At 66.2% G+C, this 26,340-nt stretch carries 25 protein-coding genes; 13 read left to right on the forward strand and 12 right to left on the reverse strand.

The window, feature by feature from the left end; all coding sequences use genetic code 11:
* Nucleotides 1–34 precede the first annotated feature (34 nt).
* The 3 genes from chrA to typA all read left to right on the forward strand — a co-directional run bounded on the left by chrA (nucleotide 35) and on the right by typA (nucleotide 5,205).
* Entirely contained in the window at nucleotides 35–1,249 is a 1,215-nt protein-coding gene (gene chrA / locus AC522E_RS19160) for a chromate efflux transporter (protein WP_500747821.1), read from the forward strand.
* 767 nt (nucleotides 1,250–2,016) lie between these two features.
* Complete coding sequence (locus AC522E_RS19165; protein ID WP_500747822.1) at nucleotides 2,017–3,216, forward strand: site-2 protease family protein; 1,200 nt, start codon at nucleotides 2,017–2,019, stop codon at nucleotides 3,214–3,216.
* Nucleotides 3,217–3,375: 159 nt separating this feature from the next.
* A complete protein-coding gene (typA, locus tag AC522E_RS19170) occupies nucleotides 3,376–5,205 on the forward strand; it encodes a translational GTPase TypA (protein WP_500747823.1) in 1,830 nt (609 codons plus the stop codon).
* A 73-nt stretch (nucleotides 5,206–5,278) separates the two neighbouring features.
* Here the strand turns inward: typA and AC522E_RS19175 are convergent, their stop codons facing one another.
* The 11 genes from AC522E_RS19175 to ubiE all read right to left on the reverse strand — a co-directional run bounded on the left by AC522E_RS19175 (nucleotide 5,279) and on the right by ubiE (nucleotide 13,394).
* Nucleotides 5,279–6,520 carry an MFS transporter gene (locus AC522E_RS19175; protein ID WP_500747824.1) on the reverse strand — a complete coding sequence of 414 codons (1,242 nt, stop codon included), beginning with the start codon at nucleotides 6,518–6,520 and terminating at the stop codon, nucleotides 5,279–5,281.
* A 112-nt stretch (nucleotides 6,521–6,632) separates the two neighbouring features.
* Nucleotides 6,633–6,800, reverse strand: coding sequence for a hypothetical protein (locus AC522E_RS19180; protein ID WP_500747825.1), 168 nt, complete (start codon nucleotides 6,798–6,800; stop codon nucleotides 6,633–6,635).
* Between the two features lie 6 nt (nucleotides 6,801–6,806).
* The gene (locus AC522E_RS19185; protein WP_500747826.1) at nucleotides 6,807–7,082 is read right to left on the reverse strand and encodes a hypothetical protein; all 276 of its coding nucleotides are present in this window, start codon (nucleotides 7,080–7,082) and stop codon (nucleotides 6,807–6,809) included.
* A 37-nt stretch (nucleotides 7,083–7,119) separates the two neighbouring features.
* Nucleotides 7,120–7,446, reverse strand: coding sequence for a hypothetical protein (locus AC522E_RS19190; protein WP_500747827.1), 327 nt, complete (start codon nucleotides 7,444–7,446; stop codon nucleotides 7,120–7,122).
* 4 nt (nucleotides 7,447–7,450) lie between these two features.
* On the reverse strand, nucleotides 7,451–7,780 hold the full coding sequence (locus tag AC522E_RS19195; RefSeq protein ID WP_500747828.1) for a hypothetical protein: 330 nt from the start codon (nucleotides 7,778–7,780) through the stop codon (nucleotides 7,451–7,453).
* 129 nt (nucleotides 7,781–7,909) lie between these two features.
* Complete coding sequence (gene cysK, locus AC522E_RS19200; RefSeq protein WP_500747829.1) at nucleotides 7,910–8,872, reverse strand: cysteine synthase A; 963 nt, start codon at nucleotides 8,870–8,872, stop codon at nucleotides 7,910–7,912.
* Between the two features lie 74 nt (nucleotides 8,873–8,946).
* A complete protein-coding gene (locus AC522E_RS19205) occupies nucleotides 8,947–9,396 on the reverse strand; it encodes an RrF2 family transcriptional regulator (RefSeq protein WP_500747830.1) in 450 nt (149 codons plus the stop codon).
* Nucleotides 9,393–9,860: a dUTP diphosphatase gene (gene dut, locus AC522E_RS19210; RefSeq protein WP_500747831.1), complete on the reverse strand. Its 468-nt coding sequence runs from the start codon at nucleotides 9,858–9,860 to the stop codon at nucleotides 9,393–9,395. Before dut ends, AC522E_RS19205 begins: the two co-directional genes overlap by 4 nt.
* A gap of 2 nt (nucleotides 9,861–9,862) precedes the next feature.
* Nucleotides 9,863–11,068, reverse strand: a complete 1,206-nt coding sequence (coaBC, locus tag AC522E_RS19215) for a bifunctional phosphopantothenoylcysteine decarboxylase/phosphopantothenate--cysteine ligase CoaBC (RefSeq protein WP_500747832.1) — start codon at nucleotides 11,066–11,068, stop codon at nucleotides 9,863–9,865.
* A 3-nt stretch (nucleotides 11,069–11,071) separates the two neighbouring features.
* On the reverse strand, nucleotides 11,072–12,643 hold the full coding sequence (ubiB, locus tag AC522E_RS19220) for a 2-polyprenylphenol 6-hydroxylase (protein ID WP_500747833.1): 1,572 nt from the start codon (nucleotides 12,641–12,643) through the stop codon (nucleotides 11,072–11,074).
* Nucleotide 12,644: 1 nt separating this feature from the next.
* Nucleotides 12,645–13,394, reverse strand: a complete 750-nt coding sequence (gene ubiE, locus AC522E_RS19225) for a bifunctional demethylmenaquinone methyltransferase/2-methoxy-6-polyprenyl-1,4-benzoquinol methylase UbiE (RefSeq protein ID WP_500747834.1) — start codon at nucleotides 13,392–13,394, stop codon at nucleotides 12,645–12,647.
* A gap of 93 nt (nucleotides 13,395–13,487) precedes the next feature.
* On the opposite strand from ubiE, the gene mutM reads away from it, so the two are divergent.
* From mutM to dnaN, 7 genes are all read left to right on the forward strand, one after another.
* The gene (gene mutM / locus AC522E_RS19230; protein ID WP_500747835.1) at nucleotides 13,488–14,369 is read left to right on the forward strand and encodes a bifunctional DNA-formamidopyrimidine glycosylase/DNA-(apurinic or apyrimidinic site) lyase; all 882 of its coding nucleotides are present in this window, start codon (nucleotides 13,488–13,490) and stop codon (nucleotides 14,367–14,369) included.
* A gap of 227 nt (nucleotides 14,370–14,596) precedes the next feature.
* Nucleotides 14,597–15,391 carry a DUF2189 domain-containing protein gene (locus AC522E_RS19235; protein WP_500747836.1) on the forward strand — a complete coding sequence of 265 codons (795 nt, stop codon included), beginning with the start codon at nucleotides 14,597–14,599 and terminating at the stop codon, nucleotides 15,389–15,391.
* Nucleotides 15,392–15,516: 125 nt separating this feature from the next.
* A complete protein-coding gene (locus AC522E_RS19240) occupies nucleotides 15,517–16,290 on the forward strand; it encodes an enoyl-CoA hydratase (protein ID WP_500747837.1) in 774 nt (257 codons plus the stop codon).
* Nucleotides 16,291–16,293: 3 nt separating this feature from the next.
* On the forward strand, nucleotides 16,294–17,085 hold the full coding sequence (locus AC522E_RS19245) for a TSUP family transporter (protein WP_500747838.1): 792 nt from the start codon (nucleotides 16,294–16,296) through the stop codon (nucleotides 17,083–17,085).
* A 170-nt stretch (nucleotides 17,086–17,255) separates the two neighbouring features.
* Nucleotides 17,256–17,522: a 30S ribosomal protein S20 gene (rpsT, locus tag AC522E_RS19250; protein WP_500747839.1), complete on the forward strand. Its 267-nt coding sequence runs from the start codon at nucleotides 17,256–17,258 to the stop codon at nucleotides 17,520–17,522.
* Between the two features lie 773 nt (nucleotides 17,523–18,295).
* Nucleotides 18,296–19,810, forward strand: coding sequence for a chromosomal replication initiator protein DnaA (dnaA, locus tag AC522E_RS19255; protein WP_500750764.1), 1,515 nt, complete (start codon nucleotides 18,296–18,298; stop codon nucleotides 19,808–19,810).
* A 216-nt stretch (nucleotides 19,811–20,026) separates the two neighbouring features.
* A complete protein-coding gene (gene dnaN, locus AC522E_RS19260) occupies nucleotides 20,027–21,145 on the forward strand; it encodes a DNA polymerase III subunit beta (RefSeq protein ID WP_500747840.1) in 1,119 nt (372 codons plus the stop codon).
* A gap of 113 nt (nucleotides 21,146–21,258) precedes the next feature.
* Here dnaN and AC522E_RS19265 read toward each other — a convergent pair whose 3' ends face one another.
* Entirely contained in the window at nucleotides 21,259–21,627 is a 369-nt protein-coding gene (locus AC522E_RS19265; RefSeq protein ID WP_500747841.1) for an antibiotic biosynthesis monooxygenase family protein, read from the reverse strand.
* Nucleotides 21,628–21,786: 159 nt separating this feature from the next.
* On the opposite strand from AC522E_RS19265, the gene recF reads away from it, so the two are divergent.
* The 3 genes from recF to gyrB all read left to right on the forward strand — a co-directional run bounded on the left by recF (nucleotide 21,787) and on the right by gyrB (nucleotide 26,269).
* A complete protein-coding gene (gene recF / locus AC522E_RS19270; RefSeq protein WP_500747842.1) occupies nucleotides 21,787–22,944 on the forward strand; it encodes a DNA replication/repair protein RecF in 1,158 nt (385 codons plus the stop codon).
* 86 nt (nucleotides 22,945–23,030) lie between these two features.
* Nucleotides 23,031–23,645, forward strand: a complete 615-nt coding sequence (locus tag AC522E_RS19275; protein WP_500747843.1) for a LysE family translocator — start codon at nucleotides 23,031–23,033, stop codon at nucleotides 23,643–23,645.
* A gap of 197 nt (nucleotides 23,646–23,842) precedes the next feature.
* Nucleotides 23,843–26,269: a DNA topoisomerase (ATP-hydrolyzing) subunit B gene (gyrB, locus tag AC522E_RS19280; RefSeq protein WP_500747844.1), complete on the forward strand. Its 2,427-nt coding sequence runs from the start codon at nucleotides 23,843–23,845 to the stop codon at nucleotides 26,267–26,269.
* The last annotated feature ends 71 nt before the right edge of the window (nucleotides 26,270–26,340 follow it).

Genomic DNA, 26,340 nt, shown 5'->3' on the forward strand with positions numbered 1-26,340 from the left:
TCCACCGGCCCTTCCCGAGGCCGAACCGATGCTCATGTCCAAGCGCGAAACATCTCAGAAAACGCCCCACGGCCATGCGGGCGAGGTCTTCGCGGCCTTCCTCAAGCTCGGTCTGACCTCCTTCGGCGGTCCTGTCGCCCATCTCGGCTACTTCCACGACGAGTTCGTGGTCCGGCGGCGCTGGTTCGACGAGCGGGCCTATGCGGATCTCGTTGCCCTGTGTCAGTTCCTGCCGGGACCGGCCTCGAGCCAGGTCGGCATGGCCATCGGCCTGTCGCGGGCCGGCTACCTCGGGGCGCTGGCCGCCTGGACAGGGTTCACGCTGCCCTCCGCCATCGCCCTGGTGCTGTTCGCCTTCAGCGTCGGTTTCCTGGGCCAGGCTCTCGGCTCGGGCTGGCTCCATGGCCTCAAGGTGGCCGCGGTGGCGGTCGTCGCCTTGGCCGTGCTCGGCATGGCCCGGTCCCTGACGCCGGACCGGGAGCGCGCCACCCTGGCGGTGGCGGCCGCCGCCATCACCCTGGCCGTTCCCTCGGCCTGGGGACAGATCGGCGCCATCGTGCTCGGCGGCCTCGTCGGCGTCACCCTCCTCAGGGGTGGGGGACCCATCGCCCATGCCGAGCTTCCCCTGTCCGTGAGCCGGCGGGCCGGCGCCGTTGCCCTGGTCGCCTTCTTCGCCCTCCTGGTCGGTCTGCCGTTCCTGGCGTCCGCAACAGGAAGCCAGAGCATCGCCCTGTTCGATGCCTTCTACCGGGCAGGCTCCCTGGTCTTCGGCGGCGGCCACGTGGTCCTGCCGCTGCTCCAGGCCTCGGTCGTGCCGCCGGGCTGGGTCTCGAACGATGCCTTCCTCGCGGGCTACGGCGCGGCCCAGGCGGTGCCGGGCCCGCTCTTCACCTTCTCGGCCTACCTCGGCGCCGTCATGGGCCCGGAGCCACATGGCTGGGCCGGGGCGGCGTTGTGCCTCGTGGCCATCTTCCTGCCGTCGTTCCTGCTGGTCGTCGGCGCCCTCCCGTTCTGGGAGGATCTGCGGCGCACGCCGACCGCGCAGGCGGCCCTGAAGGGCGTCAATGCGGCGGTGGTTGGCCTGCTCCTGGCGGCGCTCTATCATCCGGTCTGGACCGCCGGGATCCTCGGCCGGGCCGATTTCGCCCTGGCGGCAGTTGCGTTCCTGCTGCTGTTCATGTGGCGGACGCCGCCATGGCTGGTGGTGATCCTCAGCGCTCTCGGCGGCACCCTGATCTCGGCTCTCTGATCCGATGCCGGAGGTTCTCGAGGCCGCCGGTTTCGAAAAGCGCCTCCCGCAACCGTCGGCCGTCGCCGCGGAGTAGCCTGCCGCCGCGCCTGCCTCTCCGGCGGGGACAGGGAGGACCATGCGCCGAACCACCCTCGTCATTCCGGGACAGCGCAGAGCGCTGGGCCCGGACCCCATCACCGCTTCCAGTGCAGCGGGAAGCGCCGCGGATGGCGCCGCTCTCCCACTGTGAACCCTCAGCCGGGCCGGTGTTCCGTCTTTGTTCTTGACGCCGCGCTCAAGCTAGGCTATATCATGACCTGTCCCGCCGCAGCGAGGGGCGCGCGCGCGAGGCGTCGCTGGTGTGGCGGTGGGAACGGTCCCGCAGGCAAGGTCACGCCGCCTTTGCCGGGCGGGGGGCCCAGGCTGTGCCCGGGGCTGCCGGTTGGTCCGCCGCCGCCCGCTGTCGCGAACAGCGGTGTCCGCGCCGGGCAGCAGGCCAGCCCTGCGCCGCCTGTCCGCCGCAACAAACCGTGCGCGATGACGCTTCGGCTCTTCGCTTCACTCCCATCCCACCCGAGCCGGAGCCGACACCGCGCCCCCCTCGAGCCGGCCTCCCCTCCGGGCCACCAAGCCCGGAGGCCGAAGCGGCGTGGCTGTCGCTATCCATGAGGACCCGACCGCCCGTGTCCGAGAGAACCGTGATGCTGCAACGGCGCGAAAAGCCGTCTTCCTTATGCCCCTGCGACACCCTACCTTGAGAGTTGAGCCTGCTGGCGGAGAGCCTCATGACCTGGTCCATTCCCGTCGCGCGCATCGCCGGCACGGTGGTGCGCATCCATGTGACCTTCCTCCTGTTTCTCGTCTGGATCGGCGCTTCCTATTGGCGGATGGGCGGGCGCGAGGCGGCACTGGAGGGAGTGCTGTTCATGGTGCTCCTCTTTGCCTGCGTGCTGGCGCATGAATTCGGGCATATCCTGACCGCGCGGCACTACGGCATCCGCACCCCGGACGTGACCCTGTGGCCCATCGGCGGCATCGCCAGCTTGGAACGCATCCCCGAAAAGCCCCGCGAGGAGCTGGTGATCGCCATCGCCGGACCCTTGGTGAACGTGGTCATCGCGGCGGTGCTCATGGCCGTTCTCGGGCTCGGCTTCGACGCAGCGGCGCTGACGGCGCTCGACGAGCCGCGTGCGAACCTCCTGGCGCGGCTGGCCTCCGCCAATGTCTTCCTCGTCGTCTTCAACCTCCTTCCGGCCTTCCCCATGGATGGCGGGCGTGTACTGCGGGCCCTTCTCGCCATGCGGATGAACCGGCTGGAGGCGACCCGCGTCGCCGCCCGGATCGGACAGGGCGCGGCCTTTCTGTTCGCCCTCATAGGCCTGTTCGTGAGCCCGATGCTGATCGTCATCGGCCTGTTCATCTATCTCGCCGCGACGGCGGAGGCCCAGGACATGGCGTTCCGCGACGCGACGAGGGGAATGCCCGTGAAGTCGGTCATGATCACCTCCCTCGAAACGCTGCCCACCTCCGCGACCCTGGACGACGCAGTCGATCTCATGCTCCGGACATCCCAGAAGGAGTTTCCGGTCGTAGACGGTGCGAAGGTTCCGCGCGGGCTGCTGACACGGGAGAACCTGATCCAGGCTCTGCATCAGGGCGGCGCGGCGACACCGGTGCTGGAGGCCATGACGCGGGACGTGCCGACGGTTCTTGACCACCAGCCCTTCGACGCCGCCCTCGCCCTTCTCACCGCGACCAAGGCCCCGGCCCTGTTCGTCCTCGACGGGGCCCAGCATCTCGTCGGGCTGGTGACCATGGAAAATATCGGCGAGATGATGATGGTCCGCAGCGTCCGCCCCGAATGGCGTTTCCGGACCGGACAATCCTCCATGCCCTCCGTGCCGCAGGTCGGCCGGTCGGTATCTTCGGGCGCCGGGGTTGCAAAAACCGGGCCCGACAACCCATATCGTGATGAACCGTCATAAGGCGGTCATGCGGCTGCGGGCTCTAATATTACCGCCTGCCCTATTGCCGGTTTGCGCGCATCACGATATTGCAGCGCAATCAATTTTTCGCCCGGTTGAGCCAGGGGCGCGGCCAAGCTTGCCGCGAACCGGGCTGTTTTGCATTGAAAGTCTCGCCTGATGAAGCTGCGCAATATCGCCATTATCGCCCACGTCGACCATGGCAAGACCACCCTCGTCGACAAGCTGCTCCAGCAATCGGGCAGCTTCCGCGAGAACCAGCGCGTGGAAGAGCGCGCCATGGATTCCAACGACCTGGAAAAGGAGCGCGGCATCACGATCCTGGCCAAGGCGACCTCGGTCGTCTGGAAGGACACCCGCATCAACATCGTCGACACCCCCGGCCACGCCGATTTCGGCGGTGAGGTGGAGCGCATCCTGAGCATGGTCGACGGCGCCATCGTCCTCGTGGACGCGGCCGAGGGGCCGATGCCGCAGACGAAGTTCGTGGTGTCCAAGGCCCTCAAGATCGGCCTGCGCCCCATCGTCGCCATCAACAAGATCGACCGTCCCGACGCCCGCCATCAGGAGGTGATCAACGAGGTGTTCGATCTCTTCGCGGCGCTCGACGCCACGGACGAGCAGCTCGATTTCCCCATTCTCTACGGTTCGGGCCGCAACGGCTGGATGGCGCAGTCGCCGGAGGGGCCGAGCGATCAGGGCCTCGCCCCGCTGTTCGACCTCGTGCTCGACCATGTGCCGCCGGCCAAGGTCGAGGAGGGTCCTTTCCGGATGCTCGGCACCCTGCTCGAAGCCAACCCGTTCCTCGGCCGCATCGTCACGGGCCGCATCGCCTCGGGCTCGGTCAAGCCGAACCAGTCGATCAAGGTGCTCGACCGTGACGGCAAGGTGGTCGAGACCGGCCGCGTCTCCAAGATCCTGGCCTTCCGCGGCCTCGAGCGCCAGCCCATCGAGGTGGGCGAGGCGGGCGACATCGTCTCCATCGCCGGTCTCGAGAAGGGCTCGGTCGCCGACACCTTCTGCGCGCCCGAGAACGACATCCCGATCCAGGCCCAGCCTATCGACCCGCCGACCGTCACCATGTCCTTCATCGTCAACGACTCGCCCCTCGCGGGCACCGAGGGCGACAAGGTGACGAGCCGCATGATCCGCGACCGTCTGTTCAAGGAAGCGGAAGGCAATGTCACCCTCAAGATCGAGGAAGCCGCCGACAAGGATTCGTTCTACGTCTCCGGCCGTGGCGAATTGCAGCTCGCCATCCTGATCGAGACCATGCGCCGCGAGGGCTTCGAGCTCGCCGTGTCGCGTCCGCGCGTCGTCATGAAGAAGGACGAGGCGACCGGCCAGCTCCTCGAGCCGGTCGAGGAGGTGGTGATCGACGTGGACGAGGAATTCTCCGGCGTCGTGGTGCAGAAGATGTCCGAGCGCCGCGCCGAGATGGTCGAGATGCGCCCCTCCGGCGGCAACCGCCAGCGCCTGGTGTTCTACGCTCCCACCCGTGGCCTCATCGGCTATCAGGGCGAGCTGATGACCGACACCCGCGGCACGGCGATCATGAACCGCCTGTTCCATGCCTACGAGCCCTACAAGGGCGAACTCGCCGGCCGTAACAACGGCGTGCTCATCTCCAACGACCAGGGCGAGGCGGTGGCCTATGCCCTCTGGAACCTGGAGGATCGCGGCCCGATGGTGATTGAGCCGGGCTGGAAGGTGTATCAGGGCATGATCGTCGGCATCCACAGCCGCGACAATGACCTGGAAGTGAACGTGCTGAAGGGCAAGAAGCTCACCAACATCCGCACGACCTCCAAGGACGAAGCGGTGCGCCTGACGCCGCCGATCCGCATGACCCTGGAGAAGTCTCTGGCCTGGATCCAGGACGACGAGCTCGTAGAAGTGACCCCGAAGTCGATCCGCCTGCGCAAGGCGATTCTCGATCCGAACGAGCGCAAGCGCGCCGAGCGCTCGAAGGAAGCGATCAGCGCCTGATCGGGACCGCCCGTTTTTCGAAAACGCGAAAAGCCGCCCTTTCGGGCGGCTTTTTATTCTGCCGTCCCTTGCCTCACCCCGCTGCTGCCGCAGCGGGGTCGACAACGGGCTCCGGCAGCGCGGCGAGCCTCGACACGGGGGAGGACAGGATGATCAGCAGCTGAACCACGAAGCCGACAGCGGCCACGACGATGCAGGCCCCGAGTCCGTAGGTCGCTCCGATGGCCGCGCCTGCCGCCGCTCCGATCGGACGCGCGCCCGCCGTCGCCGTCATGACCAGGGCCGATACGCGTCCGAGAAGGGAGACCGGCGTCACCGTCTGGCGAAGGGTGGTCTGGCTGATCGTCCAGAGGATCGGCCCGGCGCCGAACAGGAAGAACGAGAGCGCGGCGAGGTGGCCGGACGGAATCCAGAGCGTCGACGCCATGGCCAGGGCCGCCGCCACCGAGACGATGGGTCCGACTACGATGGCCGTCCCGAAGCTGAGACGGGCGACGAGCCGTGACGCCAGCAGGGAGCCGACGATCATCCCGATGCCGTAGGTCGCCATCGACGTTCCAATGCCCGAAGCGGTCAGTCCGAGGACATGGACCGCATAGGGGACGTACGCCGCCTGCAGCACGAACCAGGCGAGATTCCAGGCCACCGCTGTCAGAAGGATCGGCCTGAGGAAGGGATGGGTCCAGGCGAAGCCCGCGCCGTCCTTCAGGTCTTGCCAGATATGAGGCCTGCTCGAAGGGCGTTGCGGCGCCTCTGGCACCCGAACGAGGAAGACAACCGCCAGCATCGACAGCGCCGCCGCCAGCACGAAGGTCTGTGACGGCCCGGCCCAGCCGACCAGGCCGCCGGCGAGGGCGGGGCCGGCCGCGAAGGCGATGCTGCGGGCCAGTTCGAGCTGTCCGTTGGCCCTCGTCAGCAGGCTGCGCGGCACGAGGGACGGAACCAGCGCCGGAGCGGCGACGCTGAAGGCCACGGTGCCGGTGGCGGCTGCGAAGCCGATCACGGCGAGGAGCGGGATAGACAGCAGTCCGAGCATGGCCAGAACGGGCAACGCCAGGAGGGCCAATGAGCGGAAGGCCTCGGCCGCGGCCATCACGGCCCGGCGCGGCGCCCGGTCGGCGAGAAGGCCGGCGGGAAAGGAGAGAAGCAGGAAGGGCAGAGCCTGGACAGCGGCGAGAAGGCCCGTTTCTCCCGGTCCTGCGCCAAGCGTCAGAACGGCGATCAGAGGCGCCGCGGCCAATCCGATCTGCTCCGCGGACTGGGCAGCGAGATTGGACCAGGCAAGGGACCGGAAGGAGGCAGGCAAGGGGGACATGGCAAATCCAGGGCAAAGATCCGTGATTGCCCAGGGTTAGGCGCCATGCCGCGCGGCGGCCACCCGATACCTGCGGGCAGTGCCGGCGTCTCCGTCACGCCGGCCGTTGTCGCTATCCTTCCGCCTTGTCGGTCTGGCCTTTCTTCGCACCGGGACCGGTGGGATTCGTGGAATCCTCCCCGGCCGCGTCGGGACTCGTCCGGCCCTGCGGCGTCAGGCGGGGCTTGCTGATATCGGCGTCCCGGGCTTGACGCTGCTTCCTGTCGGACTGGCTCATCATCGTGTCCTAGCCGCTGGTGGAATCGGTTGCGTCGCGCGCACCGGCATCGGGCAGGGTGCCCGTGCCGGGAGTGTTCTCGTCGGTCGTCAGACCGGGTTTATCGTGAGGTCCTGCCGCAGGCAGATCCTTGGCGGCTTGGCCGCCCCGGTCCTTGGCTCCGCCCAGATCGAACCCGGGGCGGTCCTGGCCCTTCTCCGGGGTCTGGCCAGCCGCCTTGGGATCGGGCTTCTCAGGCGCCTTGGAGTCCTGCTGACTGTTGTTGCCGTAACTGGCGTAGCCCATGGAGAAATCTCCTCGATCAATATTGTCTGGAAATGACTTAGGTCGGGCGGTGACGTGGCTCCTTATGTCGGTTCCGGGCAGCATCGCCCATGCCCTTCGTCCGCTCGGATCGGGAGAGGCCGCCGGCGACCTTGCGGTTTTCTGCGGGTCCACGGGACGCGACCTGATCGGAATGGCCGCCGGACGAGCCTCCGAGACCCGGGTTGGCGTTATCGGGCCGGCCCGGATTCATGCGGCTGCGCTCCACGTCGCTCAGGCCGCCGCCATCCTGCTCGACGAGATCGGCCTGCTGGGAGGTCTGATGGCCGCCATTGACCGGGGGTCCCTCGGCCTGTCCGACGATGTTGTCGTTTTTCTTGGGCATGGGCTCAGCCCTTCTTTCCGGTGGCGCGCTCGATGGCCTCGGCGGTGGCGTCCTTGTCCTTCGGGGACAGGGTGGGATCGCTCAGATGCCTGGTAGCCTCCGGCGTTTCCGCCGCCGTCAGGTCCGAATGTCCTTCATCGCGACCGCCTGCGCCACCCATGGACTGGCGATAGGCATAAGCCTCGCCGCCCGGCTCGTCCCAGACCTTGCGCATGGTGTCGTTGGCTTCGGGACCCTTGTTCGAGGTATCGGCAACGCCACCACTGCGCTGCTGGTTGCGGATCTGGTCCGCGGTCTGGTCTTTCAAAGAATGGGGTGGGCGCCTGTCCGCCATGGCAGATCTCCTTGAACTTGCGTTTCAAGGGCAACCCGGCGGGAGGGTGAAGGTTCTGGCCACGCTTCGACCACACGGAAAAGAAAAAGGGCGGCCGCAGCCGCCCTCCATAATCCTGCCGGGAAGGGATCAGAGCCCTTCGAAGAGTGGGCTCGAAATATAGCGCTCGGCGAAGGAGGGGGCGACCGTGATGATCCGCTTGCCCTTGAATTCGGGCCGGGCCGCGACCTCGAGCGCCGCCGCCACATTGGCGCCGGTGGAAATGCCGCCCGGAATGCCCTCGAGCTTCGAAAGCTGACGGGCCGTGTCGAAGGCGGTCTGGTTGCCGACCGTGACCACGTCGTCGATGATCGAACGGTCGAGCACGTCGGGTACGAAACCTGCGCCAATGCCCTGGATCTTGTGCGGCCCCGGCTGTCCGCCCGACAGGATCGCCGAGTCCTCGGGCTCCACCGCGATGATCTTCAGGTTCGGCAGGCGCGGCTTGAGCACCTGTCCGACGCCGGTGATCGTGCCGCCGGTGCCGACACCGGCCACGAAGGCGTCGAGTTGCCCGTTGGTGTCGTTCCAGATTTCCTCGGCGGTGGTCTTGCGGTGGATCTCCGGATTGGCAGGATTCTTGAACTGCTGCGGCATCACGGATCCCGGAATCTCCTTCAGGAGTTCCTCGGCCTTGGCGATGGCGCCCTTCATGCCCTGCGGGCCCGGCGTGAGGGCGAGCTCCGCACCGAGAAAGGCCAGCATCTTGCGCCGCTCCAGGGACATGGTCTCCGGCATGACGAGGATCAGCCGGTAGCCCCGCGCCGCTGCCACGAAGGCAAGCGCGATACCCGTGTTGCCCGAGGTCGGCTCGACCAGGGTTGCTCCCGGCTTGATCGCTCCCGCCGCTTCCATGGCATCGATCATGCTGACGCCGATACGGTCCTTGACGCTCGAGATCGGGTTGAAGAACTCGAGCTTGACCAGGATCTCAGCGTCGATCCCGCGCTCCTTCGGCAGGCGGTTCAAGCGGACGAGGGGGGTATTGCCGATAGTCTCCGTGATGGAGCCGTAAATCCGGCCTCGGCCAGGCTTCTGAGCAGTGTCAGCCATGGAACTCTCCTTGGGTCAGAGCGATATCTATCGTTTTTAACGATTCCTGTCGATTAATTCCTACTAATACATCTCTATATTGTAAAATCGGCGGGAGACGGTGGCTCTGCCGCGGTCTCAGCCTGCGCCCGGCTGCAAAGCTCGTCCACGCTCACCTGATCCAGTTCCGCCAGAAAGGCATCGATTCCCCGCTTCACGAGCGGCGCGACCACGGCCTCCGCCAAGTGCGATTCCGGCTGGGGCGACACATCCTCTTCCTCATGGGACGTCATCGCGACCCGCACAATGTCACCGGCGCTGATCCTGCGGCGCTCCCGAGCCAGTTCGTAACCACCGCGCGGTCCGCGCACACCCTTCAGGATGCCATTGCGGACAAGAGCCTGGAGGACGGGCTCGAGATGACGCGGCGGCAAATTGTGCCGGGCGGCCAACGCCTTCGCCGAGACCGGCATCGGCCGGGCGTGCAATGCGATGTCCGTGACGGCCGCGATGGCAAGGAGCGACCGGCGCGAGAGAAAGTTCATCGGCCTCTCCCCCCGAGCCCGGTCGACCCGAACCCGCCCTGTGCCCGCGCGGTGTCGTCGACCGCCTCGACCGCAACCGGCTCGACCCGGGTCACCGGCGCAACGATCATCTGGGCGATGCGCATGCCCCGGGTGATCGTAAAGGGCTCCTGGCCCAGATTGACGAGCAGCACCTGCACCTCTCCGCGATAGTCCGCATCGACTGTTCCGGGTGCGTTGAGCACCGTTACGCCGTGCTTGAAGGCGAGGCCCGACCGGGGACGGATCTGGGCTTCGAAACCACGCTCGAGCTGGATCACGAGGCCCGTGGGCACGAGGGCCCGCGCCAGCGGCGCGACGACGAGCGGTTGATCGTCGGGTATGGCTGCGATCAGGTCCATCCCCGCGGCTCCCGCCGTCTCATAGCGCGGAAGCGGAAGGTCACCGGCATGGGCGAGGCGCTGGACGCGAAGAACGGAGGTCATCCTCATGCACTCCCCGCCATCCGACTGAGGCGCTCGACCAGTGTGCGCGCAACATCCGTCTTCGAGAGCGTCGGCCATGTCTCGACGCCCGACGCGCTGACAAGATGAACCGTGTTGCTGTCGCCGCCCATCACACCCGTCTCCGCCGACACGTCGTTGGCGATGATGAGGTCGCAGCCCTTCTTGGCAAGCTTCTGCCGGGCATGCTCGATCACGTGCTCCGTCTCGGCGGCGAACCCGACCATGAGCGGCGGACGGCCCTCGTTGCGCCGGGAGATGGTCGCGAGAATGTCAGGGTTTTCCGTCAGGCGCAGCTCCGGCAGGGCGCCAGCATTCTTCTTGATCTTCTGATCACCCGCACGGTCGACCCGCCAGTCGGCGACGGCGGCGGCGAAGATGCCGATATCGGCGGGCAATGCGCGCTCGACGGCCTGCAACATCTCCCGGGCGCTCTCCACATGCACGGTGGAGATCCCCGGTGGATCGGGAAGATCGACCGGGCCGGAAACCAACGTAACCCGTGCACCCGCTTCGGCAGCGGCGCGGGCAATGGCGTATCCCTGCTTCCCGGAGGAGCGGTTGGCGATGTAGCGCACCGGATCGATGGGCTCGTGGGTCGGCCCCGCCGTCACGAGGACATGCTTGCCGGCGAGCGGCCCGGACGGGCTGAGCATATTCTCGGCGGCGGCGACGATCTCCAGCGGCTCGGCCATGCGGCCCGGCCCGGTCTCCGCTTCCGCCATGGCGCCCTCGTTCGGCCCGACGACCGCCACGCCGTCCGCGCGCAGCGTCGCGTGATTGCGCTGCGTCGCCGGATGCAGCCACATGCGCACGTTCATGGCCGGCGCGATCAGGATCGGCAGCGTGGTGGCGAGCAGCACGGTCGAGGCCAGATCGTCCGCATGCCCGCCCGCCATCTTCGCCATGAGATTGGCGGTGGCAGGCGCGACGACGACCAGATCCGCATCGCGGGCGAGCCGGATATGGCCGATATCGGCCTCATCTTCCCGGTCGAAGAGATCCGTATGGGTGCGCTGGCCGGAAATGGCGGAGGCCGCGAGCGGCGTGATGAAGTGCTGCGCACCGGCGGTCAGGATGCAGCGCACGGACGCACCACGCTCGCGCAGGCGGCGGATGAGGTCGAGGGACTTGTAAGCCGCGATGCCGCCGCCGATGACGAGAAGGATCCTTTTGCCCGACAGCGCCATGTCTCAGTAACCCCGTATCAGCATGATCATCAGCGACAGCGCGATGATCCACAAGGCCACCGTGCTCCACCGGTTGCCACGCGCCTCCGCGCGTCCGATGCCGGAGACACTGTCCTTGTGAAGGGGAACGCCCTGCGCCGTCACGTCCTCCAGCTGGTTCAGAACCCGCTTGGCGCGGAGGGCCATGTCCGGCACGTCGGCGGCCAGCCCGGCGAGCGTCGCGAGGCCGGACCCCATCTCCTCGATCCGGCCGATGGGCCCGAGATGGCGCTCGATCCAATCCCGCACGACCGGCTCCGAGGTGGTCCACATGTCGAGCCGCGGATCGAGATTGCGGGCGACGCCCTCCACCACCACCATGGTCTTCTGCAGCATGACGAGCTCGATGCGCGTCGCCATGTCGAACAGGGCGGTGATCTCGAAAAGCAGCGAGAGCAGCTTCGCCATGGAAATTTCGTCGGCGCGCCGGTCATGGATCGGCTCTCCGATGGCGCGCAGAGCCTGCGCGAAATCCTCCACCGAATGGTGCGGCGGCACGTAGCCCGCCTCGAAATGCACCCGCGCGACCCGCAGATAGTCGCGCCGGATGAAGCCGAGGAGAATTTCGGCCAGGAAACGCCGCTCCTTCATGCCGAGCCGGCCCATGATGCCGAAATCCACCGCGACGAGACGGCCCTGCGGGTCGATGAACAGGTTGCCCGGATGCATGTCCGCGTGAAAGAAACCGTCGCGGATGGCGTGGCGCAGGAACGACTGGATCACCGTGCGTGCCAGGGCGACCCGGTCGAAGCCCGCGGCCTCGATCCGCCCAATGTCGTTGAGGCGGATCCCGTCGATCCAGGTGATGGTGAGCACGTCGCGGGCGGTGAGATCCCATTCCGGCTTCGGCACGCGGAAATCGGGATCGTCCTTCGTGTTCTCTCCCAGCTCCGAGACGGCGGCCGCTTCGAGGCGCAGGTCCATCTCCACGGAGACGGAGCGGGCGAGCGCCTCGACGACCTCGACAGGCTTCAGGCGTTTCGCATCCGGCACGAGGCGCTCGAACAGGCGTGCGGCTGCGCGCATGGCCTGGAGGTCGCGGGCGAAGCCCTCGCGCACGCCGGGCCGGACCACCTTCACCGCCACCGTCAGCGGCCCTTCCGGGGTCCGGATGACGGCCTTGTGGACCTGGGCGATGGATGCTGCCGCGATCGGCTCGCTGAACTCGAGAAAGAGCTCCCCGACGGGACGGCCCAGCGCCAGCTCCACCATGCGCACCGCGTCTTTCCGAGGGAACGGCGGCATGCGGTCCTGCAGGTGTTCCAGGTCGCGGGCGGCTGCGACGCCGACGATGTCGGGCCGTGTCGCGAGGAACTGGCCGAACTTCACGTAGGACGGTCCCAGCCGGGTCAGGGCGGCCGAGAGCCGCGCCGCGCCGTCGCCCGCCTGTCGTCGTTCGATCATGCGGGCGAAGCGCAGGCCGATCCGCGCCGCCGGCGGCAGGACGTTGGGGTCGATCAGCGCCAGCGCGCCTTCGCGCGCCAGAATGAAGCCGGCACGCAGGTTGCGGGAGAGATGGACGAGGCTGCCGATCACGTCAGATCTTCCAGCCGGAGTGGATCGCGACGATTCCGCCCGTCAGGGGGCGGTGGGTGACACGTTTGAATCCGGCCTCCTCGATCATTCGGGCGAAGGCGGCCGGGGGCGGGAAGCGCCGGATCGATTCGACGAGATACTGGTAGGATTCGGAATCGCCCGTCACCATCCGGCCGAGCCGCGGGATCACATTGAAGGAATAGGCATCGTAGATCCGGTCGAGGCCGGGCACGTCCACCTTCGAGAATTCGAGGCACAGGAAGCGTCCGCCGGGCTTGAGCACACGGTGCGCTTCGCGCAGGGCCGCATCGATGCGCGGCACGTTCCGGATGCCGAAAGCAATGGTGTAGGCATCGAAGGCCTTCGATCCGAGCGGCAGGGCCTCCGCGTTCGCCTCGACGAAATCGATGCGCCCGTCATACGGACGGCCTGCCCGCTCCTGGCCGACCTTCAGCATGTCGCCATTGATGTCGAGGACAGTAACGTGGGTCTGCGGGCCTCCGGCGTCGAGGATGCGGAACGCGACGTCCCCGGTGCCGCCCGCCACATCGAGGTGGCGGAAGGAGCGGTCCCGCGGCGGGCGAAGCATGGACACCAGTGCGTTCTTCCAGAGCCGGTGGAGTCCGGCCGACATGAGGTCGTTCATCAGGTCGTACCGATCGGCCACCGAATGGAAGACCTCGTTGACCCGGCCCTGCTTTTCGTCGAGCGGCACGGACTGGAACCCGAAATGGGTCTTCTCGTCGGTCATCTCTCACACCTCTCGTCGCCTGTTGCCGCGATCCATAGCGGAAGAGGGCCCGGATGGCTATGTAAGGAGCCTCCTGACGCGAAGAGATGGTTGATGCCCGAACTCCCCGAAGTCGAAACCGTCCGCCGGGGCCTGGAGCCCGCCATGGTAGGGGCGCGGTTCACGAAAGTGGTCCAGCGCCGGCCCGACCTGCGCTTTCCCTTTCCCGAACGGTTCGTGGAGCGGCTCGAGGGACAGGAAGTGACCGCCCTGGGCCGCCGCGCCAAGTACCTCCTGGCCGATCTGTCCTCGGGGGAAGTCCTGGTGATGCATCTCGGCATGTCGGGGCGCTTTCTCGTCAGGCAGGCCGGCGGGACCGTGACGCCGGGGGACTTTCACCATGAACATGGGACCGTCGGCGCCCATGACCACGTGGTCTTCGCCCTGTCGAATGGCGCGACCGTCACCTACAACGACACGCGTCGCTTCGGATTCATGGACCTGGTGCCACGGTCAGGGGTCGAGACCTCCCGGCATTTCAAGGGGATGGGCATCGAACCTCTCGGGAATGCCCTGTCGGGCGAGGCCATTGCGCAGCTCTTTGCGGGCAAACGCGCGCCTCTGAAGGCGGCGCTGCTCGACCAGCGCCTCATCGCCGGCCTCGGCAACATCTATGTCTGCGAAGCGCTATTCCGCACCGGGCTCCACCCGGAGGCCCCTGCGGGCTCCCTTGCCACGGCCAGTGGCAAGCCGAAAGCCGAGGCGCATCGGCTGGCGGAGGTCATCCGCGATGTGCTCAACGAGGCCGTCGAGGCGGGCGGCTCGACCCTGCGCGACCACGCCCAGGTCGACGGGTCGCTGGGCTACTTCCAGCATCGTTTCCGGGTTTATGACCGCGAGGGCGAACCCTGCGTCACACCCGGTTGCACGGGGACGGTCGCGCGCCTCGTGCAGGCGGGACGCTCGACCTTCTATTGCCCCACCTGCCAACGGTAGAAATTGCCGTGATGCGTTCCGTCATTCCGGAACGAAACTCAGCGCCGGCCCGGAATGACAGGCGTGTGAGAGCCCCCTAGGAGACAGATCCCGCGAACGCAGCTACACTGGATGCGTCGATGGGCAGATTGTGGCTCCGCGTTGTCAGCGGCCTCCCGGGGGCAAAGGCCCACTGCACCACGTCGGCGTCGTGACTGCCCGAACAGAGGTTCTCGGAGGTTATGGCTATGGCGAAACTCCATGCGATGCCCGGCGTAGGCTCTGCGCTGGACAATCCCGTTGTGCGGACCATCGGCATGGCGGATCTCAAAGAGGCGCTCCGCAGCGGGATCGACGATTTCATGGCGATGCCGACGCACGCCTTCTTCATTGCCCTGATTTATCCCATTCTCGGCCTTTTTCTCGCAGGCGCCATTTTCGGCAACAACGTCCTGCCGCTGCTCTTTCCCCTGGTCGCCGGCTTTGCCCTGGTCGGTCCCTTCGCCGCCATTGGTCTGTATGAGCTGAGCCGTCGCCGCGAACGGGGCGAGGAGCTGACCTTGGCGCAAGCCTCGCGGGTCCTGCGCTCGCCTTCGATCGGCTCCATCGCCGCCCTTGGCGTGCTGCTCGTGGTGATCCTGCTCCTCTGGCTTGCCACGGCACAGGCGCTCTATCACACGATCTATGGCAACTCCGTCCCCACCTCGATCATGGCGTTCCTGCAGGAGGTCCTCACGACCCGTCAGGGCTGGACGATGATCGTCGTCGGGAACGCCGTCGGACTGGTCTTCAGCGCGCTCGTGCTCTCGATCAGCGTGGTGTCCTTCCCCATGCTCCTCGACCGCAATGTCAGTGCCGCCACGGCAGTCCAGACGTCGCTTCAGGCGGTGGGTGCCAATCCCGGACCCATGGCCGTGTGGGGCCTGATCGTGGCCGCGCTGCTTTTCATCGGCTTCATCCCCCTCTTCTTCGGCCTCGCAGTCGTCATCCCCATCCTCGGTCATTCGACCTGGCATCTCTATCGCCGGCTGGTGGCGCGCTGAGGAAGACCGCCCGGTCGGCCGTGGATGCTGGACCACCACGGCCGGCCTGGATGCCTTTCACGATTTTTTCTTGCCTGCCACAAGCACCTCGCCTACCGGTGAGCCTCCATCGAGGAGGCGACGGCATGGCTTATGAAACGATCATCGTCGAGACCCGCGGCAAGGTCGGGCTCATCACCCTCAACCGACCGCAGGCGCTGAATGCGCTCAACTCGACCCTGCTCGGCGAGGTCAACCATGCCCTTGACGGGTTCGAAGCCGATGCCGGGATCGGCTGCATCGTGGTGACCGGCTCGGAAAAAGCCTTCGCCGCCGGAGCCGACATCAAGGAGATGGCGGCCCTCACCTATCCGCAGGTCTATGCCGACAACCAGTTCGGCGGCTGGGACCGGGTGGCGAACCGGCGCAAGCCCATGATCGCGGCGGTCGCGGGCTTCGCGCTGGGTGGAGGCTGCGAATTCGCCATGATGTGCGACTTCATCATCGCCGCCGAGAACGCCAAGTTCGGCCAGCCCGAAATCAAGCTCGGCGTCATGCCCGGCATGGGGGGTACCCAGCGGCTCACCCGCCTCGTCGGCCGGGCCAAGGCCATGGAGATGTGTCTGACAGGCCGCATGATGGGGGCAGAGGAAGCCGAGCGCTCCGGCCTCGTGGCGCGGATCGTGCCGACGGCCGAACTTCTCGCCGAGGCGCTGAAGACCGCGGAAACCATCGCCTCCATGTCCCAGCCCATCGTCATGATGACCAAGGAGACCATCAACCGCGCCGACGAGGTGTCTCTGTCCGAGGGCATCCGCTTCGAGCGTCGCGTCTTCCATGCCATGTTCGCCACAGCCGACCAGAAGGAGGGCATGGCCGCCTTCGTCGAGAAGCGTGCGCCCCAGTTCACCGACCGCTGATCCGTGGCCCCCCTGGACCTCGACACGATGGCGGCCTTGGCCGCCATTTCTCTGCTGGCCGGATTTGTCGATTCCATCGCCGGCGGCGGCGGGCTCCTCACGGTTCCCGCCCTGATGATCGCCGGGTTCGACCCGGCCCAGGCGATCGCCACCAACAAGGTGCAGGGCGCGTTTGCCGCTGCCTCGGCCACCTATACGTTCGGCCGCAAGGGTCTGATCGCATGGTCCTCGGCCTGGCGCTTTTCGATCATCGCCTTCCTGAGCGGGGTGGCCGGTGCGCTCTGCGTCCGGTTTCTGCCCAAGCCCGTTCTCGACGGGCTGATCCCGCTCCTCCTGATCGCCATTGCCCTGTTCTTCGCCCTGTCGCCCAAGGTGCGGAACGAGGATGCCCATGCCCGCATGACCGCTCTCACCTTCGGCCTGACAGCGCCGGTGGCGGTGGGATTCTACGACGGCATTTTCGGTCCCGGCGCCGGCTCCTTCTATATGCTCGCCTTCGTCACCCTTCTCGGCTACGGCGTGGTTCGGGCGACGGCCCATACCAAGCTGCTCAACCTCAGCAGCAATCTCGGCAGCCTGTTTCTCTATGCGGCGACTGGCGCCGTGGTCTGGCCGGTCGGGCTGGTGATGGCCGTCGCCTCGCTGCTCGGAGCGCAGATCGGCTCCAGGCTGGCCCTGCGCCACGGAGCCAAAATCATCCGTCCGCTGCTGGTTGTGGTCTCGAGCCTGATGGCGCTCAAGCTTCTTCTCGACCCCGCCAATCCGTGGCGGCTGGGGCTCGAAGCGCTTTTTTGACACGCAAACCCCGCTAAGCGTTGACGTTCGGCATACACGCCGGTATAAGCCGCCCCACATGAGCCCGCGCGCCCCGCGGGCTCTTCGGTTTCCATGCAATCAACCGATCGCCGTCTCACGCCGGAATCTCCGGCTCGACCGTGTCGGATTTTAGAGAACGAGGACTGGCCATGGCCAACACCGTGTCGGCCAAGAAGATGACCCGCAAGATCGCGAAGCGCACCGCGGTCAACCGCTCGCGCCGCAGCCGTATGCGGACCTTCATCCGTAAGGTCGAGGAGGCGATTGCCTCCGGCAACCAGAACGAGGCCGTCGCCGCGCTTCGGTCCGCCGAGCCCGAGCTCATGCGCGCCGCCCAGAAGGGCATCGTGCACAAGAATACGGCATCGCGGAAAGTGTCCCGCCTGGCACAGCGCATCAAGACGCTGAGCGCCTGAAAACGGCTTTCGCCGTCTCAATTCGAGAATGGAAGAACCCGGCCTGAGCGCCGGGTTTTTTCATGTCCGCGCACAGCTTTCGAGGCGCTCGCTTTATCCACATTGCCCCTTGACTCTCATGTCCGTTGGAGGGGTGATTTGCCGCCGGGCGCGACTTTAAAATGCGCAGGAAACTGCCATCAAGTTCAAGAGCTTAGCAGGCAAAGCTTCGCAAAGCATCGGAATCAGGCACGAGCCCGCCGCGAATCGCTCCTGAATCAAGGTTGCGGGGAAACTCTTTTTCAGGCCTGCTGCCAAGCTGTGATGGAACTGTGAATCAATTGGAGAGTCAGGACTTTATGGCCCCGGCGGAAAAGCTGTGGACGGGATTGCGGGAGGTTTGGGAGTTGCTCTGGCCCGATTCGACCGACTCGGCCGTATTGCTCGACCCTACCCCCCTGTGTAAGGTCAATCTCACTTCGGCGGCCCGAAGTCATTCACTCAAGTCGCAAGGTAGAACACTCAACGGTGGGGATAGGGCATTGTTTCAAGAATTAAGAAGCAAGAGAAAGCTCACCCCCTTTTTGTGGTTTCACTTGAAAAAGCTTGAGGGGATGGGAAGCAAGTGATCGATCTCGATCATCTGTACTTAAGCGTAAAACAATAATCATCGTTAGTATTGGGGGCGCTAGGTTTTCAAGAAACCTGGCGTAGGTCTGTCCCTGACGTTGAGACAGGCTTTGGCGTAGGGGTTCTCTGCCTGGGACGGGGAGAACCTCTTGGAGGGGATATTGATGTATCGCAGCGAGGATCATCGCACCTATGCCGCTCCGAACGAGAGCGGTATCGAGGCGTCGGGCGAACAGAGCGCGCCCGATATTTGGGCCAGGGTCAAACGGCGGCTCCGGGCGGAGCTGGGCGAGGATATCTTCGCCAGCTGGTTCGGACGGCTCGAACTCGATGCGGTCGTCGATGGCTGCGCCTATCTGACGGTGCCGACCCGCTTCCTGAAGAGCTGGATCGAATCCCATTACACCGACCGGGTGCTCGCCCTCTATCGCGCCGAAGCGAAGAATGTGGAGCGCGTGATGATCGGCGTGCGCAGCACCACGGGCCGCGAAGGGACAGCCCAACGCCGCATGATCGAGGCGGCCGCACGGCCGGCCGCCGGTCCGAGTGCGTCTCCGGTCCCGGTGAGCGCTCCCGCGGTCCACGAGGCCAAGCCCGTCCTTCCCTCCCACCAGGAGGAACGAAACGATGCGTCCGATCTCGGCGGCGCTCCGCTCGATCCGCGCCTCACGTTCGAGAGCTTCATCGTCGGACGCTCCAATGCCCTCGCCCATGCGGCCGCCGACCGGGTGGCCCATGCCCAGAACGGCCAGGCCATCTACAACCCGCTCTATCTCCACGCGGGTGTCGGCCTCGGCAAGACCCATCTTCTCCATGCCATCGGTCACGAGGTGCGCAGCCAGGGCCGCAGGGTCATCTATCTCACCGCAGACCGTTTCATGTATGGCTTCGTCGCGTCCCTGAAGGCGCAGACTTCGCTCGCTTTCAAGGAGCGCCTGCGCGGCATCGACCTGCTCATTCTCGACGATGTCCAATTCATCCAGGGCAAGCAGATCCAGCAGGAATTCGGCCATACCCTGAACTCCCTGATCGACGCCGGGCGCCAGATCGTCGTTGCCTCGGATCGCCCGCCGGCGGATCTCGAGAGCCTGGACGAGCGCGTGCGCTCGCGCCTTGCGGGCGGCCTCGTAGTCGAGGTCGGGGCCCTGGACGAGGCCCTGCGCGCCTCGATCCTCACGACCCGCATTGAGGCATTGAGGGCCGTCCATCCCACCTTCGAGGTCAGCCCGAGCGTGGTCTCCTATGTGGCGCGCGCCATCACCGCCAATGGTCGCGATCTCGAAGGCGCAGTGAACCGGCTGCTCGCCCACGCGACCCTGACCGGCTCCGCCATCACGCTCGAGACTGCGGAGGCCGCAATCCGCGACCTGGTTCGCAACCGCGAGCCCAAACGGGTCAAGATCGAGGACATTCAGAAGCTCGTAGCCTCCCGCTACAACGTCTCCCGTTCCGATATCCTGTCCGAGCGCCGGACCGCCGCAGTGGTGCGGCCCCGCCAGATCGCCATGTATCTGTCGAAGGTGCTGACCCTTCGCTCCCTGCCCGAGATCGGGCGCCGCTTCGGTGGGCGTGACCACACCACCGTTCTCCATGCGGTGCGCAAGATCGAGAAGGCTCTGGGGGAGGACAACGCCCTCTCCGACGAGGTCGAGCTTCTCAAGCGTATGCTGCAGGAATAAGCTCCGGCGCCGGGCCGGGCGCGTCAGGGCGCCGGGACCGGCGTCAGCTCCCGCCTCCCGGTCCGGGATCAGGCCCGACGGCCTACGCGCCCTGTTGAGGAAAGCTCGGCCGGAGCTTGCTTTTGCTGGCGACCTTCGCCAATCTTCCCGGCCCTTGGGATCCGTCCACCTGCCGGATCGCCGGCCAATAATTCCAACGAGAATGGGTGTTGGGCTATGAGAGTTACTGTCGAGCGCGCCGCTCTCCTGAAGGCACTCGGGCATGTTCACCGGGTCGTTGAGCGCCGCAACACCATCCCGATCCTGTCGAATGTCCTCCTGCGTGGAGAGGAAGGAACCCTGCGCCTCAAGGCGACGGACCTCGATATCGAGGTGACAGAGACGATCCCGGCCGACATCACGGATGCGGGCTCGACCACTGTCCCCGCCTACATGATCTACGATATCGTCCGCAAATTGCCCGACGGAGCCCAGGTCTCCCTGGAGACCCCCGGCGACACGGGGCAGATGCAGATCCGCTCCGGCCGCTCCCGCTTCATGCTGCAGGCGCTCCCGGAGAGCGATTTCCCGGATCTCGCCGCCGGCGATCTTCCCCATCGTTTCACGCTGGCTGCCGCCGACCTCAAGCGCCTGATCGAGAAAACGCAGTTCGCGATCTCGACCGAGGAAACGCGCTATTACCTCAACGGCATTTTCCTGCACACGATCGACGTCTCGGGCACGACCATGCTGCGCGCCGTGGCGACCGACGGCCACCGGCTCGCCCGGGTCGAGCTGCCGGCGCCTCAGGGGTCCGAGGGCATGGCTGGGATCATCATTCCGCGCAAGGCCGTGGCAGAGATTGTCAAGCTCGTGGAGGACGGCAGCGAATCCGTGACGCTCGAGCTCTCCTCGGCCAAGATCCGCCTGACCTTCGACGGCGTGGTGCTGACCTCCAAGCTCATCGATGGGACCTTCCCCGACTATCAGCGCGTCATTCCCGCCGGCAACGACAAGCTGCTCACGGTGGAGCGCGCCGATTTCGCCAAGGCGGTGGACCGGGTCTCGACCATTTCGTCGGAGCGCGGCCGGGCGGTGAAGCTCGCTCTCAACGACGGACGCCTGACGCTCACCGTCAACAATCCGGATTCCGGCAGCGCGACGGAAGAAATCGAAGTCGACTACGATGCCGCGCCGATCGATATCGGCTTCAACGCCCGTTATCTCCTCGACATCACGGCCCAGCTCGATGGCGATACCGCTCTGTTCAAGCTGGCAGATCCCGGCTCCCCGACGGTGGTGCAGGATCGCGAGGGCGCTTCAGCGCTCTACGTGCTGATGCCGATGCGGGTGTAGGCGTTGCCCGCCCTTCGTGATCGCGCCGCCCAGGTCCACCGGGCGGCGTGGATCGGGTCCGCAGCGAAAGGCAACGCGCATTCGGAGAGCCGGGCTCAGGACGCGGGGCGGCCTCAATCCGTGCGCGCAGGATCCCCATGGCGCGGAACCGGGAGCAGGTCGGACGGAAGTTGGTCCCTGTCATTCAGGCCGTAATCGCGCGACACCTCTGCGACGCGCAGACGATAATGATCGAAGATCCCGTCCCGGCCCCGCGCTTGCGCCATGCGATGCTCGGCCTGCATTCGCCAAGCCTTCACCGCGGCTTCGTCACGCCAGAAGGAGAGCGAGAGGATCTTTCCAGGCCGGGTCAGGCTCGCAAACCGCTCCACCGAGATGAAACCGTCGATGCCATCGAGGAGCGGGCGCAGCGAGGCAGCGATATCGAGATACTCGTCGCGATGCCCGTCGCGCGGCTCGACTTCGAAAATCACGGCAATCATCGTTCTCCTCCCAGGATCGTTCGAGTCCATTGCCGAGCCTTCCATGGGCCTCCCGTGCTGTCCCGTTGAAATGCTTCGGCCCGCGCCAAAATATGCCGGGCCACGACGGCCGCGCTTGATCTTTTTGGGGGAGTCCCGGAAAAGGGGCTGAGATCTGACATGCCCCCTGCGCCCCCCGCCGCTTCCCTGATCACGCGCCTGATGCTTCAGGATTTTCGCACCTATGCGAGCCTGGACCTGGCAGTCTCGCGTCCGCTCGTGGCTCTGGTCGGCGAGAATGGCGCCGGCAAGACCAACGTCCTGGAGGCGATCTCCCTGTTCATGCCGGGACGCGGCCTGCGGCGCGCGGAACTCTCCGACATGACGCGCCACGGCGGCGCCGGATCCTTTGCCGTTTCACTGACCCTGGAAACACCCTATGGCGAGCACCGGCTCGGCACCGGTCTCGAGCGGACGGGCGACGAGGTTCGCGCCTCGCGGATCTGTCGCATCGACGGCATGCCGGCCTCCTCTCCGGCCGCCTTTGCCGAGCATCTGCGCATCGTCTGGCTGACCCCGGATCTCGATGCCTTGTTCCGGGGCCCCGCGGGCGACCGCCGCCGCTTTCTCGACCGGCTCGTCCTGGCCGTCGATGCCGAGCACGGCACCCGGGTGAACGCGCTCGAGCGGGCCCTGCGCTCGCGCAACCGGGTTCTCGAGGACACGCCCGACGATCGGCTCTGGCTCGATGCCCTCGAACGGGAGGTGGCGGAGCTCGCCATCGCCGTGGCGGCGGCGCGCCGGGAGACCGTCGAGCGACTGGCGGCCCTGATCCTCGCCACCCGGGACGATGCCTCGCCCTTTCCCTTCGCCACCCTGACCCTGGAGGGCGAAATCGACGCTCTGGTCGCGACCTTACCGGCCGTCGATGCTGAGGACCGCTATCGTGCCATGCTGCGTGACGCCCGCGCCCGGGATCGGGCGGCCGGGCGGGCGCTGATCGGGCCCCAGGCAACCGACCTTCTCGTGCGCCACGGGCCGAAGGATATTCCGGCCAGCATGGCCTCCACAGGGGAGCAGAAGGCGCTGCTCATCGGCCTCGTCCTCGCCCATGCGAGGCTCGTCGGCAGCATGAGCGGGATCGCGCCCTTCATCCTCCTCGACGAGGTCGCGGCCCATCTCGACCCGAAGCGACGGGCCGGCTTGTTCGACACCCTGGAATCCCTGGGCGGCCAGGTCTGGATGACGGGGGCGGACCCTGGGCTTTTCGCAGAACTCGCCGGCCGTGCCGATCTGCTCCAGGTGCTCCCCGGCTCGATCTACAACCAGAACGATTGACTTGCGGCCGCCCCGGCGCTGGCGTGAGGGCCTGGACCGTCGTATAAGCCCCTGACGCCCACTTTCGCCATTTCCGGTGCATCGTCATGGATCTTGCAGGCATTCTGGTCTTCGCTACGGCGCTCTTCATCGCCGCCGCCTCGCCGGGCCCGGGTATCGCCGCCATCGTGGCGCGGGTCCTGGGGCGCGGAACACGGGGTGCTGCCGCCTTTGGCGCGGGCCTTGCGATCGGCGACGTGGTCTGGCTGACCTTTGCCATCGTCGGCCTTGCCGCCCTGGCGCAAACGTTCCATGGCGTCTTCCTCGTGATCAAGTACGCGGGCGCAGCCTACCTCCTATATATCGCCTACAGGCTCTGGACGGCACCGGCGACGGCTCGGGCCGTGGTGGCGGACGGCAAGGCCGAGCATCCGCTCAAGCTGTTCTTCGGAGGCTTCGCCGTGACCATGGGCAACCCGAAGGTCATGGTGTTCTATCTGGCACTCCTGCCGACCATCCTCGACCTCACCCGGGTGGGCCTGCTCGGCTATGCGGAGCTCGTGCTCGCGACCCTGAGCGTTCTGGCCGTCGTACTGGGCGCCTATATCGTGCTCGCTTCCAGGGCTCGCCGGCTCTTTACCAGCCCCCGGGCCCTCCGGATCCTCAACCGGACCACCGGCACCGTCATGGCAGGCGCTGCGGCCGCGGTGGCGGCGCGGTAGGATTGCATCCCGCTTCCGCAGCGGAAGACCTCGGGCTGGCTCCCGATTCGATTGTTTTTCGTGGATTCCGGCGCCTTTTCACGCGCGCATACGCGCGTGGGGGTGAAATTTCAACCGGGAATGACTAAATAGTTGATTCAACGAATCAAACATGGGGCGCGCATCCATTTTTCCCGCCGCGCTCCGAAGGATCCTCAATGGCCGAACCCGCAATCAACGTGAATGTCGACGCCTATGGCGCGGAATCGATCAAGGTGCTCAAGGGCCTTGACGCGGTGCGCAAGCGGCCCGGCATGTATATCGGCGATACCGACGACGGCTCGGGCCTGCATCACATGGTCTACGAGGTGGTGGACAACGCCATCGACGAGGCTCTCGCCGGCCACGCGACAGAGGTGACCGTCACGCTCAATGCCGACGGTTCGGTCACCGTGACCGACAACGGCCGTGGCATCCCCACCGATATCCATCAGGGAGAGGGCGTTTCGGCCGCCGAGGTCATCATGACCCAGCTTCATGCCGGCGGTAAATTCGACCAGAATTCCTACAAGGTCTCCGGCGGTCTCCACGGCGTCGGCGTGTCGGTGGTGAACGCGCTTTCCACCTGGTTGCGCCTGCGCATCTACCGTAACGGCAAAGAACATTTCATGGAGTTCCGCAACGGCGATGCAGTGGCTCCGCTGGTCGTGGTCGGCGATGCGGAAGGCAAGCGCGGCACGGAGGTGACCTTCCTGCCGAGCCCGGAAACCTTCACCATGGTGGAGTTCGACTATGCCACCCTCGAGCATCGCCTCCGCGAACTCGCCTTTCTGAACTCGGGCGTACGCATCATCCTCACCGACAACCGCCATGCGGAGCGCAAGCGCGAGGAGCTGATGTACGAAGGCGGCGTCGAGGCCTTCGTGCGCTATCTCGACCGTGCCAAGACGCCCCTCATTCAGCAGCCGGTCATGATCCGTTCCGAAAGGGACGGCATCGGCGTCGAGGCTGCCCTGTGGTGGAATGACAGCTACCACGAGAACGTGCTCTGCTTCACGAACAACATCCCGCAGCGGGATGGCGGAACGCATCTCGCAGGCTTTCGTGCGGCCCTGACCCGCCAGGTCAACGGCTATGCGGAATCCTCCGGGCTCACGAAGAAGGAAAAGGTTTCTCTCACCGGCGACGATTGCCGCGAGGGGCTGACAGCCGTGGTCTCCGTGAAGGTGCCGGATCCGAAATTCTCATCGCAGACAAAGGACAAGCTCGTTTCGTCCGAAGTCCGTCCGGCCGTCGAGAACGTTCTGAACGAAGCTCTCAGCAACTGGCTCGAGGAGCATCCCGCCGAGGCCAGGACTCTCGTCGGCAAGGTCGTCGAGGCTGCGGCCGCCCGAGAGGCGGCACGCAAGGCCCGCGAGCTGACGCGCAGGAAAGGCGCGCTCGATATCGCATCGCTTCCCGGCAAGCTCGCTGATTGCCAGGAGCGCGACCCATCGAAATGCGAGTTGTTGCTCGTCGAGGGCGACTCGGCCGGCGGCTCCGCCAAGCAGGGTCGTGACCGCGCCTTCCAGGCCGTGCTGCCCCTGCGCGGAAAAATTCTCAACGTCGAGCGCGCGCGTTTCGACAAGATGCTGTCGTCCCAGGAGATCGGCACGCTGATCACTGCGCTCGGCACCGGCATCGGCCGCGAGGAGTTCAATCCCGACAAGCTGCGCTACCACCGCATCATCATCATGACCGATGCGGATGTGGACGGCTCCCATATCCGAACGCTGCTGCTCACGTTCTTCTTCCGGCAGATGCCGGAGCTGATCGAGCGCGGCCACATCTACATCGCCCAACCGCCACTCTACAAGGCGACGCGCGGCAAGCATGCGATCTATCTCAAGGACGAGCGCGCCCTTGAGGATTTCCTCATCGATGCGGGCATCGACAGCGCATCGCTGCGCCTGGCCTCGGGCCTGGAATTCCAGGGCGAGCAGCTCAAGGGCCTGATCGACGAGGCGCGCCTCGTGCGGCATGTCCTTTCCGGCCTGCATACGCGCTATAATCGCAAGGCTGTGGAGCAGGCGGCGATTGCCGGCGCGCTGCGTCCGGACGTGGTGGAGGATCCGGAGCGGGGACCGGCCGCGGCCGCCTATATCGCCCAGCGCCTCGATACGATCTCGGACGAGCTCGAACGCGGCTGGGCGGGCGAGGTGCGCGATGGCGGCTACGTCTTCTTCCGGACCGTCCGTGGCGTGCGCCAGGTCGCGACACTGGACCAGGCCCTGATCGCCAGCCAGGAAGCCAAGAAGCTCGACGAGCGCGCGGCCTCCCTGCAGGATGTCTATGCCAAGCCGGCGACCCTCGTACGCAAGGGCGACGAGATGCAGATCGACGGGCCTCAGACGCTGTTCAGCTCGGTCCTTACCACCGGCCGCAAGGGGCTGACGCTCCAGCGCTACAAGGGCCTCGGAGAGATGACCGCACAGCAGCTCTGGGAAACCACCCTCGATCGCGACGTGCGCTCGCTCCTGCAGGTCCGAGTGAAGGACGTTACCGATGCGGACGACCTGTTCGTCAAGCTGATGGGAGACGTAGTGGAACCCCGCCGCGAGTTCATTCAGGAGAATGCTCTCTCCGTGGCGAATCTCGACGTCTGACGCATTGCTGAAGAGGCCCGGGAAGGGCAAGGCTGCCCTCCCAGGTTCGGCCTGGAAAGCAATGCATGGCC

The organism is Microvirga sp. BF8, from assembly GCF_059888585.1.

Coding starts and splice junctions, on each gene's coding strand:
- chrA (WP_500747821.1), top strand. CDS start 35: ATGTCCAAGCGCGAAACATCTCAGAAAACGCCCCACGGCCATGCGGGC.
- AC522E_RS19165 (WP_500747822.1), top strand. CDS start 2,017: ATGACCTGGTCCATTCCCGTCGCGCGCATCGCCGGCACGGTGGTGCGC.
- typA (WP_500747823.1), top strand. CDS start 3,376: ATGAAGCTGCGCAATATCGCCATTATCGCCCACGTCGACCATGGCAAG.
- AC522E_RS19175 (WP_500747824.1), bottom strand. CDS start 6,520: ATGTCCCCCTTGCCTGCCTCCTTCCGGTCCCTTGCCTGGTCCAATCTC.
- AC522E_RS19180 (WP_500747825.1), bottom strand. CDS start 6,800: ATGATGAGCCAGTCCGACAGGAAGCAGCGTCAAGCCCGGGACGCCGAT.
- AC522E_RS19185 (WP_500747826.1), bottom strand. CDS start 7,082: ATGGGCTACGCCAGTTACGGCAACAACAGTCAGCAGGACTCCAAGGCG.
- AC522E_RS19190 (WP_500747827.1), bottom strand. CDS start 7,446: ATGCCCAAGAAAAACGACAACATCGTCGGACAGGCCGAGGGACCCCCG.
- AC522E_RS19195 (WP_500747828.1), bottom strand. CDS start 7,780: ATGGCGGACAGGCGCCCACCCCATTCTTTGAAAGACCAGACCGCGGAC.
- cysK (WP_500747829.1), bottom strand. CDS start 8,872: ATGGCTGACACTGCTCAGAAGCCTGGCCGAGGCCGGATTTACGGCTCC.
- AC522E_RS19205 (WP_500747830.1), bottom strand. CDS start 9,396: ATGAACTTTCTCTCGCGCCGGTCGCTCCTTGCCATCGCGGCCGTCACG.
- dut (WP_500747831.1), bottom strand. CDS start 9,860: ATGACCTCCGTTCTTCGCGTCCAGCGCCTCGCCCATGCCGGTGACCTT.
- coaBC (WP_500747832.1), bottom strand. CDS start 11,068: ATGGCGCTGTCGGGCAAAAGGATCCTTCTCGTCATCGGCGGCGGCATC.
- ubiE (WP_500747834.1), bottom strand. CDS start 13,394: ATGACCGACGAGAAGACCCATTTCGGGTTCCAGTCCGTGCCGCTCGAC.
- mutM (WP_500747835.1), top strand. CDS start 13,488: ATGCCCGAACTCCCCGAAGTCGAAACCGTCCGCCGGGGCCTGGAGCCC.
- AC522E_RS19235 (WP_500747836.1), top strand. CDS start 14,597: ATGGCGAAACTCCATGCGATGCCCGGCGTAGGCTCTGCGCTGGACAAT.
- AC522E_RS19240 (WP_500747837.1), top strand. CDS start 15,517: ATGGCTTATGAAACGATCATCGTCGAGACCCGCGGCAAGGTCGGGCTC.
- rpsT (WP_500747839.1), top strand. CDS start 17,256: ATGGCCAACACCGTGTCGGCCAAGAAGATGACCCGCAAGATCGCGAAG.
- dnaA (WP_500750764.1), top strand. CDS start 18,296: ATGTATCGCAGCGAGGATCATCGCACCTATGCCGCTCCGAACGAGAGC.
- dnaN (WP_500747840.1), top strand. CDS start 20,027: ATGAGAGTTACTGTCGAGCGCGCCGCTCTCCTGAAGGCACTCGGGCAT.
- AC522E_RS19265 (WP_500747841.1), bottom strand. CDS start 21,627: ATGATTGCCGTGATTTTCGAAGTCGAGCCGCGCGACGGGCATCGCGAC.
- recF (WP_500747842.1), top strand. CDS start 21,787: ATGCCCCCTGCGCCCCCCGCCGCTTCCCTGATCACGCGCCTGATGCTT.
- AC522E_RS19275 (WP_500747843.1), top strand. CDS start 23,031: ATGGATCTTGCAGGCATTCTGGTCTTCGCTACGGCGCTCTTCATCGCC.
- gyrB (WP_500747844.1), top strand. CDS start 23,843: ATGGCCGAACCCGCAATCAACGTGAATGTCGACGCCTATGGCGCGGAA.